Annotated in this window: 9 protein-coding genes and 1 pseudogene; 4 read left to right on the top strand and 6 right to left on the bottom strand. The window is 68.3% G+C overall.

The genetic code is table 11. The features are described 5' to 3' along the window. Positions 1-305: 305 nt before the first annotated feature. On the top strand, positions 306-7,877 hold the full coding sequence (locus AB0399_RS10060; RefSeq protein WP_366410941.1) for a ricin-type beta-trefoil lectin domain protein: 7,572 nt from the start codon (positions 306-308) through the stop codon (positions 7,875-7,877). Between the two features lie 36 nt (positions 7,878-7,913). After that, entirely contained in the window at positions 7,914-8,582 is a 669-nt protein-coding gene (locus AB0399_RS10055) for a hypothetical protein (RefSeq protein WP_366410940.1), read from the top strand. A 72-nt stretch (positions 8,583-8,654) separates the two neighbouring features. Here AB0399_RS10055 and AB0399_RS10050 read toward each other — a convergent pair whose 3' ends face one another. The 3 genes from AB0399_RS10050 to AB0399_RS10040 are packed head-to-tail and all read right to left on the bottom strand — an operon-like array spanning position 8,655 to position 11,859. Then, positions 8,655-10,001, bottom strand: coding sequence for a site-specific integrase (locus tag AB0399_RS10050; RefSeq protein ID WP_366410939.1), 1,347 nt, complete (start codon positions 9,999-10,001; stop codon positions 8,655-8,657). Beyond that, complete coding sequence (locus tag AB0399_RS10045; RefSeq protein ID WP_366410938.1) at positions 10,001-10,186, bottom strand: helix-turn-helix domain-containing protein; 186 nt, start codon at positions 10,184-10,186, stop codon at positions 10,001-10,003. Before AB0399_RS10045 ends, AB0399_RS10050 begins: the two co-directional genes overlap by 1 nt. Next, entirely contained in the window at positions 10,183-11,859 is a 1,677-nt protein-coding gene (locus AB0399_RS10040) for a replication initiator (protein ID WP_366410937.1), read from the bottom strand. The genes AB0399_RS10045 and AB0399_RS10040 overlap by 4 nt, the downstream gene beginning before the upstream one ends. Positions 11,860-12,187: 328 nt before the next feature. Between AB0399_RS10040 and AB0399_RS10035 the strand changes: the two genes are divergently transcribed. Then, positions 12,188-12,574 (top strand): winged helix-turn-helix domain-containing protein, encoded by a 387-nt coding sequence (locus tag AB0399_RS10035; RefSeq protein ID WP_366410936.1) that lies wholly within the window; start codon positions 12,188-12,190, stop codon positions 12,572-12,574. Between the two features lie 1,096 nt (positions 12,575-13,670). Next, positions 13,671-13,970 (top strand): hypothetical protein, encoded by a 300-nt coding sequence (locus AB0399_RS10030; protein ID WP_366410935.1) that lies wholly within the window; start codon positions 13,671-13,673, stop codon positions 13,968-13,970. 233 nt (positions 13,971-14,203) lie between these two features. On the opposite strand, the pseudogene AB0399_RS10025 reads toward AB0399_RS10030, so the two are convergent. The 3 genes and pseudogenes from AB0399_RS10025 to AB0399_RS10015 form a co-directional block, all read right to left on the bottom strand. Then, positions 14,204-15,516: pseudogene (locus tag AB0399_RS10025) on the bottom strand (tyrosine-type recombinase/integrase). Next, positions 15,516-15,695, bottom strand: a complete 180-nt coding sequence (locus AB0399_RS10020) for a helix-turn-helix domain-containing protein (protein ID WP_366410934.1) — start codon at positions 15,693-15,695, stop codon at positions 15,516-15,518. Before AB0399_RS10020 ends, AB0399_RS10025 begins: the two are co-directional and overlap by 1 nt. Then, the gene (locus tag AB0399_RS10015) at positions 15,688-16,959 is read right to left on the bottom strand and encodes a replication initiator (RefSeq protein ID WP_366410933.1); all 1,272 of its coding nucleotides are present in this window, start codon (positions 16,957-16,959) and stop codon (positions 15,688-15,690) included. The genes AB0399_RS10020 and AB0399_RS10015 overlap by 8 nt, the downstream gene beginning before the upstream one ends. Positions 16,960-17,043 lie beyond the last annotated feature (84 nt).

Here is a 17,043-nt window from a genome sequence, read left to right as displayed (position 1 = left end):
CGGCCGCCCCCCCCCCCACGCCCCCCCCCACCCCCTCCACCCCCCGCCCGCCACCCCCCTCGGCCCCCCGGCCCGGGGGGGGGGGGGGGCCCCCCCCCCCCACGACGGCAACAGACGGTGCTCAGAGCAAGGCTTCCGGCTCGAACGCCACCGCGACGGCGGCCACCACCGCTCTCGCGGTCACGTCCGGGAGCAGCGGATCGCAGGGAAGTTACGCGGCCACCTCGCTGACCCCGTCGAGCACGTGGCAGGCGTCCGCCACCGGAGCCTTCACGTACTCCTACCCGATCGACGTCCCGGCCGCCGTGGGCGGCAGCGCGCCGGCCGTGGCGCTGTCCTACGACTCGCAGTCCACCGACGGCGAGACCTCGGCCCGCAACTCGCAGTCCTCGTGGATCGGGGACGGCTGGGACTACCAGCCGGGTTTCGTCGAGCGCAAGTACCGCCCGTGCAGCACCCTGCTGGACAGCAGCGGGAACAAGATCCTCAAGGGTTCCGGTGACGAGTGCTGGGGCGGGGACAACGCCACCATCTCCTTCGGGGCCCACTCGGGCGTACTGGTGCCCGACGGCAAGGATTCCAGTGTTTCCGGCGAGGTCGCGCAGTGGCGGCTCCAGGGCGATGACGGCACCGTCGTGCAGGAACTGTCCGGGGCCGCGAACGGCCTTCAGGACGGCCTGTACTACCGGGTTCTGACGACGGACGGCACCGCCGCGTACTTCGGTGCCGACCACAGCCCCACGGCGGCCGGGACCGCGGGCAAGCCGCAGTCAGGCACACCGTCTGACGACTCCACGCAGTCGGCCTGGGGCGTGCCTGTGCTCCATCCCCAGTCGGCCGACCCGTGCTACGACTCCGCCAAGGGCAAGGCGTCCAAGTGCGCCGACCCCGAGGGCTGGCGGTGGAACCTCGACTTCGTCGTGTCGCCGTCCGGGTTCGTGCAGCGCTACGACTACTCCACGGAGGAGAACTACTACGACCTGGGCGGCGGCCAGGCGGCCACCGGCGACACCGGCACCCTGACGCCGTACACCCGCGGCGGCACGCTGAAGTCGATCAGCTACGGCTACACGCTCGCCGACGAGCAGGCCGACCGTACGCCTTCTGCCCAGGTGGACTTCGCGTCGGATCAGCGATGCCAGGCCACGTCCTCGTACACGAAGTGTGACGCCGCCGACCTGACGGACTCCTCGGCGCCGCACTGGCCGGACGTGCCGTACGACCTGAACTGCGACTCCACGGACACGACGAAGCTGCCGGATGGTTCGACCACCGTGCCCGCGAACGTCTGCATCATCGGCGGGCCCACCTTCTGGAGCACCACGCGGCTCGACACCATCACGACCGAGGTCCACGTCAAGGACGCGTCGACCGACAAGCTCCTTCCGGTCGACAGCTACAAGCTCGGCCAGGTGTACTCCGACGCGGGCGGCTCGGTCGACCCGGTCACCGGCTCCAGTGTCGACCCGAAGGACGCGGGTTCGCTCCAGGCCGTGATGTGGCTCCAGTCGATCCAGCACACCGGCAAGGACACCTACGGTAACGGCAACAGCGACATCTCGCTGAACGAGATCGCGTTCACCGGCACCGAGATCGACAACCGGGTCAATGACTTCGAGCCGGCCGCGCCCCCTCTGTACCGCCCCCGGATCTCGTCCATCCAGACCGAGACCGGCGAGTCCGTCGCGGTGGACTACAACGAGACACCATGCGCCGGGAAGTCGTTGTCGGACTCGATGGCGGACTCCAACACCAACTCCTGCTATCCGGTCTACTGGACGGTCCCGGGCGCGTCCAAGCCGATCGAGGACTGGTTCAACAAGGTCACGGTCCATCAGGTGACGGCGTCGGACCTCACGATCGCGGCCCAGTACAAGCCGGACGCGCAGAAGATTCCGGCCGGCTCGGAAGCGCAGGTCACGACCTACGGCTACGGCGACGCGGCATGGCACCGCGACGACTCGGACCTGACGGACGACCAGTACCGCACCTGGGACCAGTTCCGCGGCTTCCACACGGTCACCGTCCAGACCGGAGCTGCTCCTGAACCGGTGACCCAGCAGACCACCACCTACTTGCAGGGCATGGACGGCGACTACAAGGCCGACGGCACCCGCCGCTCGGTCAGCGTCGACGCGAAGGTCGACGGCAGCACGGTCGAGACCGTCACCGACTCCGACGCGCTCGCGGGCACCGCGCTGGAGACGGACACGTACAAGTCGGCCGGCGGCACCATCGACGCCGAGACCGTCAACGGTCCGTTCTCCCTGACCACCTCGGCCAGCCACGCCAGGACCGCCTGGACGTCCTGGACCCAGGACGACAACCCGGGTGCCAGTGAACCCGCCTTGTCCACTCTGCCCGCCCTGACCGCACATCGGGCCACCGCCTCCGAGGCCCGCACGTACACGTTGCTCGCCAACACCAAGTGGCGGCAGTCGCGTACCGACACGGCCTACGACGGCCAAGGCCGACCCATCAGCGTCGACTCTCAAGGCGACGTGTCCGACGCGAGCCAGGAGACGTGCGCGACCACCTCGTACGCCATGGCGCCGGCCGGCAACACCATGATGCTGTCCTATCCGGACCAGGTCACCTCCCATGCCGGCCCCTGCTCGGACCCGGTGAGTGCCGACAACCTCATCTCGGATGGGCAGACCTACTACAACGGCACGCTCACGTCGCTGGGCACGTTCGGCACCGTCTCGCCGACCGGCGAGCCCACTGCTGTACGGGCTGCCACCTCCTACACCGGCGGCACCGAGCAGTGGCGGACCACCACCAGCACCGCCTACGACGGCGCAGGCCGCATCACCGACGCGGTCGACGCGACCGGCCAGAAGACGCACACCGACTTCAGTCCGGCCTGGAGCAATTCCGGCGGCAACACGGCGCCGACCAAGTCCGAGACGTACAACAGCAAGCAGTGGAAGGTCATCACCGAGTTCGATCCGTTGCGGGGGGTGACGACGGAGAGCGTCGACCCGAACGGGCGCACCACGGACACGACGTACGACGCTCTGGGCCGGCGCACCGCTGTCTGGCTGCCCGGTCGCGACAAGGCGACGCAGAGCGCCGACATGACATACAGCTACTCGATCGACCCCGGTGCGGTGGCGGCGCCGGGCGGGACCATCACCCACCCCGGTGATCCGACAGCGGTCACCACCAAGACACGTCGCGACGACGACAGCTACGCGACGTCCGTCACCATCTACGACGGGATGCTCCAGCCCCGCCAGACGCAGCAGGACTCGGCGGCGGACGACGGCAGCGTCATCTCCGACACCTTCTACGACTCCCACGGCTGGCCGACGATCTCCTACGCCGCCTACTCCGAGCCGAACACGCCTCCCTCCAGCACGCTGTTCGCGGCGAACGAGGACGAGATCCCGTCCGAGACCACCACGGACTACGACGGCCAAGGCCGGGCGATCGGCAGCACGCTGTGGCACAACGCGATCAAGCAGTGGTCGACGTCCACCGCCTACCCGGGCATGGACGAGACGGACAGCACTGCTCCGGCCGGCGGTCCGTCCACCGCGACATTCACCAACGGCCTGGGCCAGACCACGAGCACGGTCGTCAAGAACACCGCGAAGGACGTCACCCTCACCGGCGGACAGCTCATTCCGTCCGGAACGTCGCTCACCAGCGACAGCGTGCGGCTGACCATGCAGGCCGACGGCGACCTCGTCCTCACCTCGCTGGCCACAGGGGCGCAGGTCTGGCACAGCGGTACCTCGGGCAATCCCGGCGCGTACGCCAAGTTCGGCACCGACGGCAATCTCGGCGTCTACACCACGACGGGTACCTCGAAGTGGAGCACCGGCCTGACGGCCACCACGGGAGCCACCTTCAAGGTCCGCAACGACTCCACCGTGGCCGTCGTCGCGAGCAACGGCACCACGGCGCTGTGGACGCAGGGCACGGCCGGAGCCGTTCCTGCTGCTGACTCCACCACCCACTACAGCTACTTCCCGGCCGGCCAGGTCTCCTCGATCAAGGACTCGGCGGGCAACACCTGGTCGTACCAGTACAACCTGCTCGGCCAGGAAACCAAGCAGACCGACCCCGACGCAGGCACCAGCACGTACGACAAGTACGACGTCATGGGCAACCTGCTCCAGACCACCGACCCGCGCGGCCAGGTCCTCTCCTACACCTACGACTGGGACAACCGCGTCACCGCCACCTACTCCGGTGCCTGGTCGGCCACCCCCGACCCGACCAAGGAGCAGGCGTCCTACATATACGACACGCTGGCCGAGGGCTACCCGACGTCCTCCACCCGCTACGTCGGAGGCGCTTCCGGCAAGGCGTACACACAGGCCGTCACCGGCTACAACACCAACTACCAGCCTCTTGGCAGCACACTGACCGTGCCAGCCGAGGACGGGTTCCCCGCCGCCGGGCAGTCCAGCCCGCCGAGCAGCGGCACGGTCACCTACACGGAATCGGTCGGCTACACGGACGGCGTGGGCCTGCTCAACACGGTCGACTACCAAGCCGACGGCGGACTTCCGAAAGAGGAGATCACCTACGCCTACAACCGGGCGGACATCCTCAACTCCTTCTCCGGGGCCCTCTCGATCTCGAACACCCCCAACTACCTGGACGGAACCGTCCACGACCCCTTCGGCCGGGTCCAGCAGGCCAACTACGGCGTACCGGGCAAGGAACTCGTCACCACTGCGGCCTACGACCAGACCACCGGGCGGGTCATCCAGAACACCACCCACGTCCAGCCGTCGACGACCGCACTCGACGTCGACAGCTACCGCTACAACCAGGCCGGCGAGATCACCGCGTCCGACGACCTGCAGAACAACACCACGCACGACACGCAGTGCTTCAGCTACGACACTTTCCAGCGGCTGACCGCCGCCTGGACCGACACCGCCGGCATCACCGACCCGACGGCGGCGACAGTGGGAGCGGTCGGCGGGTGCAACACCTCCTCCGTCCAGACCACCGCGACCTCGCCGGTCAAGGCCCCCACGGTCGGCGGCCCGGCGCCGTACTGGCAGACGTACAGCTACGACCTGCTGGGCGACCGGACCGGCATGGTGAACCACGACACCACCGGCAACGCGCTCAACGACACCACGCAGAGCACCGCGTACGCCGGGGTCAACGGCACCACCTCCGCGACGCTGCCGAACCAGGCAGGCGCCACGACCACCAGCAATCCCACGGTCGGTACTGCCACCCAGACGCCGTCCTACGCCGACCCCGCCGCCGTACCTGCGGGCACGAACGCCGGCGACACGGTCTCGCGGAAAGAAACCACCACCGGCCCCCTGGTCACCGGGTTCGCGCTCACCGGCGGCGTCAAGTACTGCATCGACGACGCCAACGCCAACACCGCGCCCGGCGCCGTCATCCGCACCTACACCTGCAACAACTCCGCCGCCCAGCAATGGGCGTTCGGCGCCGACGGGACCGTGAAGGTGCTGGGCATGTGCCTGGACACCACCGGCAACGCCACGAAGGCCGGCACCGTCGTCACGCTCGACACGTGCAGCAGCGACGCCACGCAGAAGTGGAAGGTCACCACCTCGGGCACGATCGTCAGCGTCGCGAACACCGCGATGTGCGTGAGCGACCCGGGCGGATCGTCCACCCTGCGCACCGCGCTCACGCTGACGACCTGTGGCAGCGCCGGCCAGACCTGGACGACGATCGGTACCGGCACGAACGCGCTGCCGCCCGGCCAGACCCAGACCCTCACCTACGACGCCGAGGGCCGCACCGCGACGGTCTCGACACCGTCGGGCACGAGCACGAACACCAGCACGTACCTGTACGACGCCGACGGTAGCCTGCTGGAGCAGACATCGGCGGTCGACGGGCTCGACAAGACCCGCATCCTCTACCTCTTCGGCGGCGCCGAGCAGATCACCCTGAACGTCGCCGCCAAGACCTGCACAGCGCTCCGGAATTACACCGGACCCGACGGCACCACCATCACCCGCTCCAGTACCGGCACGGTGACCTACCAGCTCGCCAACCCCCAGGGCACCGCCACCACCGCGATCGACGCCGACTCGTTGGCGGTGACCCGCCGCTACTTCGACCCGTACGGCAACCCGCGCGGCACCAAGCCCACCACCTGGGTCACCCCCGACGAGAACCACGGCTACCTCGGCCAACCCACCGACGCCACCACCGGGTTGGACCTACTCGGCGCCCGCAACTACGACCCCACCACCGGCCGCTTCCTCACCCCCGACCCAGTCTTCGAGGCCGGCGACCCCAACCAGATGGGCGGCTACAGCTACGCCGCCGACAACCCCGCCAGCGGAAGCGACCCCAGCGGTCTGGCGAACATGCCGACGGCCGGCGCCGGAGGCGGCTCCGCCATGGGCGCCGGCATGTCCAGCGACGCCGGCTCGGGCGGCTCCACCGGCGCGACCACAGCGACGGATTACGGAACGGGCTCGGGAACGGCCACACAGGCAGGGTGGGGCATCCCCGGAAGCGGAACCCTCAAGTCAATTGCGAAAGGGGTCGGCGAGGTCGCGCCATGGGCGGTCGCGGGTTTGGCCGACGGTACCGCTGTTGTCACCTGCGGGGGCGACTTCCTCACCTGGGGCATGGCGACGCCGCTTTGCGGTATGGCACTGGGGCCGGCCTTCACCGCGACCTGCGCGGCTATGGGCGAGGACTGCGGTATCGCCGGCGACGATGCCACGAGTCAGGAAGAAGACTCCGAGCACGGTCCGTCTGGATTGTCTGAAGAATCTCCCCACGGCTCCTACATGCCGGGGCCGGAGGAGGAACTTTCCCCGGGCCCTCCCGATCCGAGCGTTGCCGATCCCGACAGGTGGTACGAGGCCAGCGATCCGAAGACCGGCTCGAAAGAGAAGCCCAAGGCCGAACCCAACAGCCATTCTTCTGGCTCGGACGATGCCCATAGCTCCGGCTCGAAGGATGCGCCGAGCTCTGCGTCCCGGGGTGCCCAAGATGACGAGACTCGCGGTAGCGGACCGAGGTGCAGCTTCTCCCCGGACACCCCCGTCCTGCTGGCCAAGGGCAACACGAAGCCGATCGGGAAGATCAAGAAGGGCGACGAGGTCGAGTCCGCGGACCCGACCACCGGCAAGCACAAGGGCCCCCGCGAGGTCCAGGCGGTCTGGATCAACCACGACAAGGACCTCCTTGACGTGACCATCGAGGGCACCGACGGCAAAGCCGCGACCCTCCACACCACCTCCAACCACCCCTTCTGGGACGACACCACCCACACCTGGGTCCCCGCCGGCAAACTCAAGCCAGGTGACGCCCTCAACACCGCCACCGACACCCACGCCACCGTCCTCAGCACCCACGCCACCCCCGGCACCGCCAACCGCTGGAACCTCACCGTCCAGCAACTCCACACGTACTATGTGCTGGCGGGCGGCGTCCCGGTCCTGGTCCACAACACCAATGTCGGCTGCCCCAACCCCATTGGGAACTTGGGAGTTTCGGGCCGGGCAAGCTATTCACGACTGCAGACTGCGCTGAGTAATGCTGCAAGTCGTTCGGCGGCAGAGGTTCGGGCTTCGCTGAGCCCTGAGCAAATTGCCGCAGGGCAGGCTAAGCCGTTCTTGCAGCGAATGTTCTACGGATCTTCGGTGGAAAGTGCAGCAGCAGCTGACCCGGCAGTTCTTGCCGACGGCAACATCTCCCACCTTGGAAATGCAATGCCTGGACAGCCGGTGCCTGACTTCAATATCACGGTCGGTGACCAGACATTCGGCGTGGATATTACGGGGCCAAGTAGAGGATCATGGGCCGACCATATGGGAAGATCGTATATAACGAGCCCATATCAGATCATGACCTACGATGCCCCGTCCGATGAATTCTTGGCCCAAGTGTTCAGGTAGGCTTAGCCAACATCGTGTGAGGAGGTGGAGCCCGTCATGGTGGTTCGCATCGAAGGCCAATCGATCCAAGGGACTCGGCTCATTGGCTCGCGTCGCACGTACGCGGGCGTGGAGCTGGTCGGCAGCACGCTGACCTCATGTGTCCTGGCTCAGTTTGATGACCCCGACTTCGGGTTGGTCGTGCGGGATGCCCTGATCCAGGGGTGCACGGTCGACCGTTGTCAGGTGCAGGGAGTCTACTTTGAGGACCTGACGGTTGATGGGCTGAATGCAAAACAGATTCACCGGATGTACGGCTGCGTCTTCAATCGTGTCGTATTGAAGGGCAAGGTCGGGCCAGTGATGGTCATGCCGCCTCATGGCGGGCTTGCCGACCGAGAGCGTCACATGGCCGGGCTTGTCGAGCGGTATCGAGGAGTGGAATGGGCGCTCGATATCTCTGAGGCAAGCTTCGTGGATGCAGACTTCTACTGCGTGCCAGGAGACTTGGTTAAGTACGATCCGGAGACTCAAATTCTCCTGCGGCGTGAGAAGTTTAAGGGGGTCGAGATCGAGAGTCTTCCCACCTACGCTGGAATCTGGGTCAGCCGATTCTCTGAGACGCCATTTGACTCGCTAGTTGCTGTTGCGCCAAAGCGGTCAAAGAGCTTCTCGAAGTACATGCATGACATTGAGTGGCTCCATGCTCAGGGGTATGCTGGATAGAAATGCAGGGCCCCACCGGATGCTTTCCGGTGGGGCCGTTGTGGTGTCTGACGGCAGTAGTTGACGGCAACGTCAGCGGACGGGTGCTGCACAAACCGGCGGCTCGCCACCGTCGTCGGGCCAGGGGGTGGTCTCGGGGAGGTTGCCGAGCGCGTGCCCAAGGAGGTCGATCGCCTGGCGCTGGAGGCGGAGCCGGACGTGGGCGTAGACCGTCGCGGTCACTCCGATGTGGGCGTGGCCCAGGAGTTCCTTGATGACGACGAGTTCGACGCCCTGCTCCAGGAGGAGCGTCGCGGTCGAATGGCGGAGGTCGTGGAACCGGATCGGACGCAGGTGCGCGTCGCGGAGCAGGGCGTTGAAGTGCCGGGTGAGGGTGGCCGGTTCGATCGGGTGCCCGTCGGGCCGTGTGAAGACGTAGCCGCTGGCCTGCCACGCCGGGCCCGCCTGCCCCTTCTCCCGTGCCTGCCGCTCGCGGTGGGCACGGAGGGAAAATACGCAGGAGGCCGGCAGGGCGATGCGCCGCTCGGAGCTGATGGTCTTGGTCGGCAGTCCGGCCAGGCCGCTGCTGCGGGTGCGCTGGAGGGTGCGGCGGATGCTGGCGATGCCGCCGTGGAGGTCGAGGTCTTCCCAGCGCAGGCCGAGGAGTTCGCCCTTGCGCAGCCCGGTGCGCAGGGCGAGCTCGAACAGCGCGGCGAGCCGGTGCCCCTGGGCGGCGGCGAGGAACTGCCGGGCCTCGTTGGCGGTGAGGGGGTTGAAGCGGCGCGGGCGGGGTGTGCCGGTGCGGACGTTGCGGGCGACGTTGCGCGGGATCTCCTCTTCGCGGACGGCGTGCTCCAGGGCGGACTTGAGCACGGAGTGGATGTAGGCGAGCGTGAGTGGCGAGAGCTGCTTGTGGCAGCAGCGGCCGAGCGCGCGGCAGCGCGGGCGGCGGCTGGCCTGCGCGTTCGGGTCGCGTCCGGCGTCGATGCCGCGTGAGCAGCACTGGCAGACGGTCCGCAGCTCGTTCAGCCAGGTGCGGACGTCCTTGGCGGTGAGCTTCGCGAGCTTCTTCCGGCCCAGGCCCGGTATCAGGTACTGGTGGACGACGGCGGTGTAGCGGGTGTGGGTGGTCTCGCGGAGCTGGTGGACGGCGACGTTCTCCAGCCAGTACGTCAGGTAGGCGGCGAGGCTGCCCTGGGTGGTGACGACGGGGACGCCGCGGTTGCTGGCGGCGATCTTCTCCGTCAGTTTCGCGAGCGCGTCCTTGCGGGTGGTGCCGTAGATGCGGATGCGCTTGCGGGTGCCGCCGGGGGCGAGGACGTAGCCGGAGGCTTCCCAGCGGCCGTCCTTGCGCTGGTAGACGGTGCCGTCGCCGTTGGCGCGGACCCTGCGCGAAGCGGTGCCGGTGCTGGGGGCGGGGGTGCTGTCGTGGGTGGTCATCAGGCTGCCTGTTCGAGTTGGCGGTGGACGAGGGTGGTCAGGGCGTGGGCGGGGATGCGGCGGGCGCGGCCGATGGTGAGGGAGGCGAGCTGCCGGGTGCGGATGAGGTCGTAGACGGTGGAACGGCTGATCTTGAGGCGGGCCATGACCTCGGGGACGGTGAGGAGTTCGGCGTCGGCGGTCACTCGGTCACCTCCGCCGGGGCGGCGGTCAGCGGGTCGGTGGAGTGGCCGGTCCGGTCACCGGGGCGTTCCGCATGCCGGGGGCGGCTCGGTTGCTCGGGCCGGGGGCGCGGTGTGGTGGCCAGGAGGTCGGCGAGGTGGGCGAGTTCGGGTAGGAGGCCGGTTCCGGCGTACTGCCAGTGCGAGATCACCAGGGTCGTGTCCGTGCCGACGCGCCGCCCGCTCCTTGTTCGCTGACCGGCGCGGTGACCGGGACCGGGGTCGGTGTGACCGGCGGTCAGGTCAGCGTGGTCACTGCGGTCGCTCTGCTGGTCAGTGACCGACCGCCCCTCGCCAGCCCGCTCCTGGGCGTCGTCTTGGCGGGTGCGCCAGGTGGTGCGTTCGGCTCGGAGGTGGGTGAGGGTGGTGGAGTAGTGGCGGGTGCGGGTGGAGAAGTGGCCTCGGAAGCCGAGCATGTGGGCCCATTGCCGCAGGCGGAGGTGGGCGTGCTGGGGACGGGTGGCGAGGTGCCAGGCGATGTGGATCATGCGGCGGGCGTGGTCGGTGAGGTCGTGCTGGGCGAGTTCGGCGAGGAAGCGGAGTCGGCGGTCGAGGGTGCCGGTGGTGGTCTCGGCTCCCTTGGTGGCGTACTTGGCGATGTAGGCGGCGACGTGCCGGTCGGTGACGGGGGCGTCGCCGGTGAAGTCGGTGCCGCGGATCGCACGAACGTCGATCTGCCGCCCGAACCCGAACACCGTGGACTCCGACGGCTGCACCCCCTCGGTCTCTTCGGACGCGGAGCGGTGCTGGTGCCGGACGCGGGCCCGCTTCGCGGCGGCGCGGACGGCGTGGTCGAGGAGCGCGGTGGTGGCCCAGGCGGGCGGGGCGCTTGCGGGGCCGGTGGGCCCGTCGAGGCGGATGACGGTGTGGAAGTGGATCTGGCCGCGCTTCTGGTACTCGGCGACCTTGGCGTACGACAGGGTCGCGTGGTGGCGCAGGGTGCGCTGGGTGAGTCCGGCGGCGTGGGCGATTTCACGGCGCAGGTGGGTGGTGAAGCGGGCCCACAGGGCGGGCGCGTGGGCGTTCCACAGCACCGCGCCGGTGTAGTCGTACCGCTCCGGGTTCAGCGGGGTGCCGAGGAGCGGGTCGCCGTCGTCGTGCCGGGTGCCGCAGGCGCAGGAGGCGGCACCGGGCTGGTTGTGGACGGGGCCGAAGCCGGGGGCGGTGAGGGTGGCGAAGACGCGGGGGTGGGTGGAGACGCTGGCAGGGACGGTCTTGCCGCCGCGTAGTCCGGCGGCGATGAGCTGGTAGGTGTCGTAGCGGTAGACCTTCGAGCAGGCGGGGCAGCGGGTGGTGCGGCGGTTGCCGCACCGCACCAGGAGTTCGCCGGCGGGCAGATGGCGGGTGTCGAAGTGGTCGAGGATCTGCCCGGTGGCAGCATCGAGGCGGGTGCGGTGCCCTGTCATGCGGATCGGGCGGGCGCAGCCGCCCAGCGAACCGACTTGCCGGGCCAGGGGCGCGAGGTATCCGGCTACGGCGAGCTTGGCCAACCGGGCCGTCAGGCGACCCCGGCGTTCCAGCGCCGAGTCCCTGTGCGCGGACGTGCCGGCGCTCCTAACGAGCGCCAGTGCGGCGAACGCCCCGTTAGCCGGAGCGGAGGTGGTTGCGGGGGAGAGGAGTTGGAGCTGTGCGGGCATGGGGACAGACCTCCGGCAGGAGTCGGGAGAAGAGGAGAGGCGAACCGAGTGGCCGGCGCGCGAGGGAACGGCGGGCGCGGGCGGTGGGCCGGGGGCGTCTGGCCTGGTCAGCGGTGGTGTTCACCGGCGGTGCGTGAAGGTAGCATCGCTTCAAGAGCGCATTCAAGTGCATCCCTCCTCATCTGTTTCGGTGGGTGGTTCGGATGCGGGTACTGTGGCCTGGTTTTCCGGTTTGGACGGGCCGAGTTTCGGTGGTAGTGGCGCAGAGAGGGCGGGGTGACCTGCGGTGACGGTGGGGCGGCGGGGGCGTAGACCGGCTGGCGGCACGGTGTTGCTGACGTTCGAGGTCATCGCCGAGGCCCTGCGGGAGCGGATCCGCTCCGGTGGGCTGAAGCCGGGGGACGCGCTGCCGACGCAGGCCGTGTTGATGGCGGAATACGGGGCCTCCAGCCTGTCCGTGCAGAAGGCCATGGCCCTGCTGAAGCAGGACGGCTACGCGATCTCCCGGCCCGGCAAGGGAGCCTTCGTCGCCCACCCCGACGCTGACGCCGACGGTGACTCAGGTGACGGGGAGGCTGGGAACACGCCCCTCGGCGGGACGGCGGCCCGCATCGAGGCACTGGAGTTGGCGCTGGCCGAGACGCTTGGTCAGCTCGCCGCCTTGCGTGCCCGCGTCGAAGCCCTTGAAGCGGGCGGCACCGAGCGAGGCTGCTGACCCGTCGGCCCTTGGACGGCCAGGGGCTGGAGGTGTGCGTCCAGATTTTCTCTACGAGGTTCAAGGCGGGCTCCGCCCGTTGGAGCTGGACCGACGTCGCCGACCGACCCAGACCGGACCAGCACCCGAGGCCCTCGCGGATGCCGGAGGTCAGCGGTCTGCCGGGTCGTGGGCGGGTTCGACCGGTGCCCGATGGGAGCAAGTTGTGGGGTAAGCGCTGCTTACCCCAGCACCGCCCAGGGGCAGAGCAAGTTGTCGCCTACGACCGTCCTACGGCCGGATCGCAGGCACAGGAGCGGCCAGGGGGCCGGCCCTTGCACCCGCCGCCGGGCCGCCGAAGGCGGCAGCCGACGACGCCTCCAGCGGGGAGCGAAGCCGCCGGTGGCCCGCCGCAGGCCCCGCAAGCCGAGCCGTTCCCGCGCCGCCACACAGGGCGGGCGCACGAGCCCTGCCCCACCCCGACCAAGCGCCGCCCCGCAGGCGACCGCCGAGTCGCCCCGAGATACCCAGTCGGCCCGATTGGTCTAGACCATTGACGGCAGTGGTGACGGCAACAACCACGCACAACCACGGCCGAAGGCGCACCTCAACGGAAGGCCGAAAACAGCCTGAGCTGCGAAAACGCAGGTAGGGCGGGTGCGCGTGCCACACGTACTATGTGCTGGCCGGGACCACGCCGATCTTGGTGCACAATACGAGCGGTGCCGATAAGTGTGATATTCCTTCCGATGCAACTGCAGCTCCGGGGATTGTTTTTCGTGCTCTATCTGGAGCCGAAGATCCGAGTGTTGGCCTGGTGGCGCGAGCTCCTGGGAATGCCGGAGTTTCACCACTCTCGCATGTCGCCGGAAAGAAATTGACTCCGTGGATATCGACAAGCAAGGATCCGGCAACTGCATTCGGGAAATACAATCAAGGAAATGGAGTAGTGGCAATTGATTTGAATCGCCTCCCCTTTAGGTATGTGGATATTTCGGATGGTCCATTTCCATCGAGTCCAAGGCACAGTGCCTATGCCAGGAAGGACTCTGAGGTGCTTGTGTGGCAGAATGTGCCAGCGGACGCGATCGTCGGAACCTGGCCGTAGGAGATTGCTGTGGAAGATCTGCTAGAGCTGCTTGATGCGGCATGGGATGATGAGTCAGGGTTCCTGGGGAAGCTTCGATCGGGACAGTTCGACCCGGATGCGGGCGGGGCATACGTGTCGCTTCTTTCGCAGATTCCGGAGCAGGGAGAGATGATCGAGTCAAGGCTTGTGAAACTCATTTGGTTTGCTCCGATGTTTATTGAGTGGCAGGCGGAAAGGGCCACTAAGGGAGTGGATCAAGCCAGGCAGCTGAGCCTTATTGCCACGCAAGTGCATGAAGCTGTAGCAAATATTCTGGGAACTCCGTGATCATCGTGTTTGCGTGAGCTTATGGCAGTTGACATTGATGCTAGTCCGATATTCTTGGGGATTGATGCCGATTAAATCCGGCTGATTCCAGTGTCAGTCTGACGTATCTATGAAGGTTCGATATAGGGGTTGAATCTCCCCTCGGGTCCTCCAGGTGTCAATGACAGAGGCCCCGGCGGATTTCGTTCCGGCGGGGCCTCTGGCGCGTCTGACGGCAGTAGTTGACGGCAACGTCAGTGGACGGGTGCTGCACAAACGGGCGGTTCATCGCCGTCATCGGGTCGGGTGGTGGGCTGGTCGGGGTTGCGCAGCGCGCGGCCGAGGAGGTCGATGGCGTCGCGTTGGAGGCGGAGCCGGACATGGGCGTAGACGGTGGCGGTGACGCCGATGTGCGCGTGTCCGAGGAGTTCCTTGATGACGACGAGTTCGACGCCCTGTTCCAGGAGGAGCGTCGCGGTCGAGTGGCGGAGGTCGTGGAACCGGATCGGCCGGAGGTGGGTGTCGCGGAGGAGGGCGTTGAAGTGGCGGGTGAGGGTGGCGGGTTCGATCGGGTGCCCGTCGGGTCGGGTGAAGACGTGGCCGCTGTCTCGCCAGCCCGAGCCTGCCTGCTTCTTCTCCTCGCTCTGCCGTTGGCGGTGTTGGCAGAGTGGGGTGACGCAGAAGGTCGGCAGGGCGATGCGCCGTTCGGAGCTGATGGTCTTGGTGGGCAGGGTGGTGAGGCCGCCGGTGCGGGTGCGTTGGAGGGTGCGGCAGATGGTCGCGGTGCCGGCGTCGAGGTCGAGGTCTTCCCAGCGCAGGCCGAGGAGTTCGCCCTTGCGCAGGCCGGTGCGTAGCGCGAGTTCATACAGCGCGGCGAGCCGGTTGCCGCTGGCTGCGGTGAGGAACTTCCGGGCTTCGTCGGCGGTGAGCGGGTTGAAGCGGCGGGGGCGGGGTGTGCCGGTGCGGACGTTGCGGGCGACGTTGCGGGGGATCTCCTCCTCGCGCGCTGCGTGTTCCAGGGCGGATTTGAGTACGGAGTGGATGTAGGCGAGTGTCAGCGGGGAGAGCCGCTTGGGCAGCACTGGCCGAGGGAGCAGCAGCGCGGGCGTCGGTTGGCCTGGGCCTTGGGGTCGCGTCCGGCGTCGATGCCGCGTGCGCAGCACTGGCAGACGGTGCGGAGTTGGTTGAGCCAGGTCCGTACGTCCTTGGCGGTGAGCTTGGCGAGCTTCTTCCGGCCGAGGCCCGGTATGAGGTACTGGTGGACGACGGCGGTGTAGCGGGTGTGGGTGGTCTCGCGGAGCTGGTAGATGGCGACGTTCTCCAGCCAGTACGTCAGGTACGCCGCGAGGCTGCCCTGTGCGGTGATGAGGGGGACGCCGCGGTTGCTGGTGGCGATCTTCTCAGTGAGCTTGGCCAGTGCCTCTTTGCGGGTGGTGCCGTAGACACGGATGCGCTTGCGGGTGTTGCCGGGGGCGATGACGTATCCGGCGGCTTCCCAGCGGCCGTCTTTTCGCTGGTAGATGGTGCCGTCTCCGTTGGAGCGGTTTTTCTTGCGTGAGGTCGGCATCAGGCTGCCTCCAGCTCGCTGGTGACGTACTCGCGGACGGCGTGAGCGGGGATGCGGCGTAGGCGGCCGAGGGTGATCGATGGCAGGCGTCGGGACCGGATCAGGTCGTAGACGTTGGAGCGGCCGACCCTGAGTCGTGCCATGACGTCGGGCACGGTCAGCAGTTCGTCGTCAGGCATGGGTGGGTTCTCCTTCCGTTCCGGGGGCGGGTTCGAGGGTGGTGGCGAGCCAGCGTTCGGCGGGGGTGAGGCCGGCGCCGGCGAAGACCCAGTGCGCGAGGACGTACGTCGTCTCGGGACGCTGGTGCTGGGCGGTTTGGGCGCGGCGGTATGCGGCGCGGGCGTCGCGGAGGGCGCCGAGGGTGGTGGAGTAGCGGCGGGTTTTGGTGGAGAAGTGGCCTCGGAAGCCGAGCATGTGGGCCCAGGAGCGGAGCCGGAAGTGTTCGAGGTCCTTGCGGGCTCCGAGGGTCCATGCGGTGCGGATCATGCGTTCGGCGTGGTCGGTGAGGCGGAGGTGGGCGAGTTCGGCGAGGAAGCGGATCGGGCGGTCGAGGGTGCCGGTGGCGGTTTCCGCGCCCTTGGTGGCGTACTTGGCGATGTATGCGGCCACGGCGCGGTCCGTGAGGTCGGGGCCCTGGAAGTCGTTGCTGCGGATGGTGCGGACGTCGAGTTGGCGGCCGAAGGTGAAGGTGTGGGTGCGGCCGTCGACCGTGGGCCCGGTGACGCGGGCGGTCGAGGCGGCGGCGCGGATGGCGTCGGTGAGCAGGTCGGCGGTGGCCCACGCGGGTGGCGGGGTGTCGCCGCCTTCGCGTCCGTCGAGGCGGATGACGGCGTGGAAGTGGACGGCGCCGCGTCGCTGGTACTCAGCGACCTTGGCAAAGGAGACGCGGGCGTGCTGCCGGAAGGCGCGTTGGCTGAGTCCGGCGCGCTTGGCGATCTCGCGGCGCAGATAGATGGAGAAGCGGCGCCAGAGGGCTCCGGCGTGCGCGTTCCACAGGACGGCGGCTTGGTAGTCGTAGGTGTCGGGGTGGAGGGGAGTGCCGAGTTCGGGTGCGTCGGCGGGGTGGGTGGCGCTGCAGCGGCAGCGGCCGGAGTCGGGGCGGTTGTGGACGGGGCCGAAGCCGGGGGCAGTGAAGGTGGCGAAGACGCGGGGGTGGCGGGCGACGTCTTCCGGGGTGCCCTTGCCGCCGCGTAGTCCGGCGGTGATCAGGTGGAAGGTGTCGCGTCGGTAGGTCTCGGCGCAGGCGGCGCAGCGGGTCGTGCGGCGGTTGTTGCAGCGGACGAGGAGGTGGCCGGCGGCCAGTTGGTTGGAGGTGATGCGGTGCAGGGCGGCGCCGATCTCTCCGGTGGTCGGGTTGAATGCGTATTCGGTGCGGTGGCCGTCGAGGCGGATCGGGTGGGTGCAGCCGCCGAGGCCGGAGAGTTGGCGGAGTAGGGCGGGCATGGTGCCGAGGGCGGCCAGGGTTCCCAGTTCGGGCAGCGGGGGCGGGGTGTTGCCGGTGATGGGTCTCCTTCGCGGGCTTCGGTT

Origin of the sequence: Streptomyces sp. NPDC088194 (genome assembly GCF_040702025.1) — a bacterium.
Lineage (GTDB): Bacteria > Actinomycetota > Actinomycetes > Streptomycetales > Streptomycetaceae > Actinacidiphila.
The sequence above is the reverse complement of the archived record's forward strand: the minus strand, read 5'-3'. Positions and strand labels throughout refer to the sequence as shown.

Excerpts from the sequence above, each read along its gene's own strand:
- AB0399_RS10055 (WP_366410940.1), top strand. The coding sequence starts at position 7,914 with ATGGTGGTTCGCATCGAAGGCCAATCGATCCAAGGGACTCGGCTCATT.
- AB0399_RS10015 (WP_366410933.1), bottom strand. The coding sequence starts at position 16,959 with ATGCCCGCCCTACTCCGCCAACTCTCCGGCCTCGGCGGCTGCACCCAC.
- AB0399_RS10020 (WP_366410934.1), bottom strand. The coding sequence starts at position 15,695 with ATGCCTGACGACGAACTGCTGACCGTGCCCGACGTCATGGCACGACTC.
- AB0399_RS10050 (WP_366410939.1), bottom strand. The coding sequence starts at position 10,001 with ATGACCACCCACGACAGCACCCCCGCCCCCAGCACCGGCACCGCTTCG.
- AB0399_RS10040 (WP_366410937.1), bottom strand. The coding sequence starts at position 11,859 with ATGCCCGCACAGCTCCAACTCCTCTCCCCCGCAACCACCTCCGCTCCG.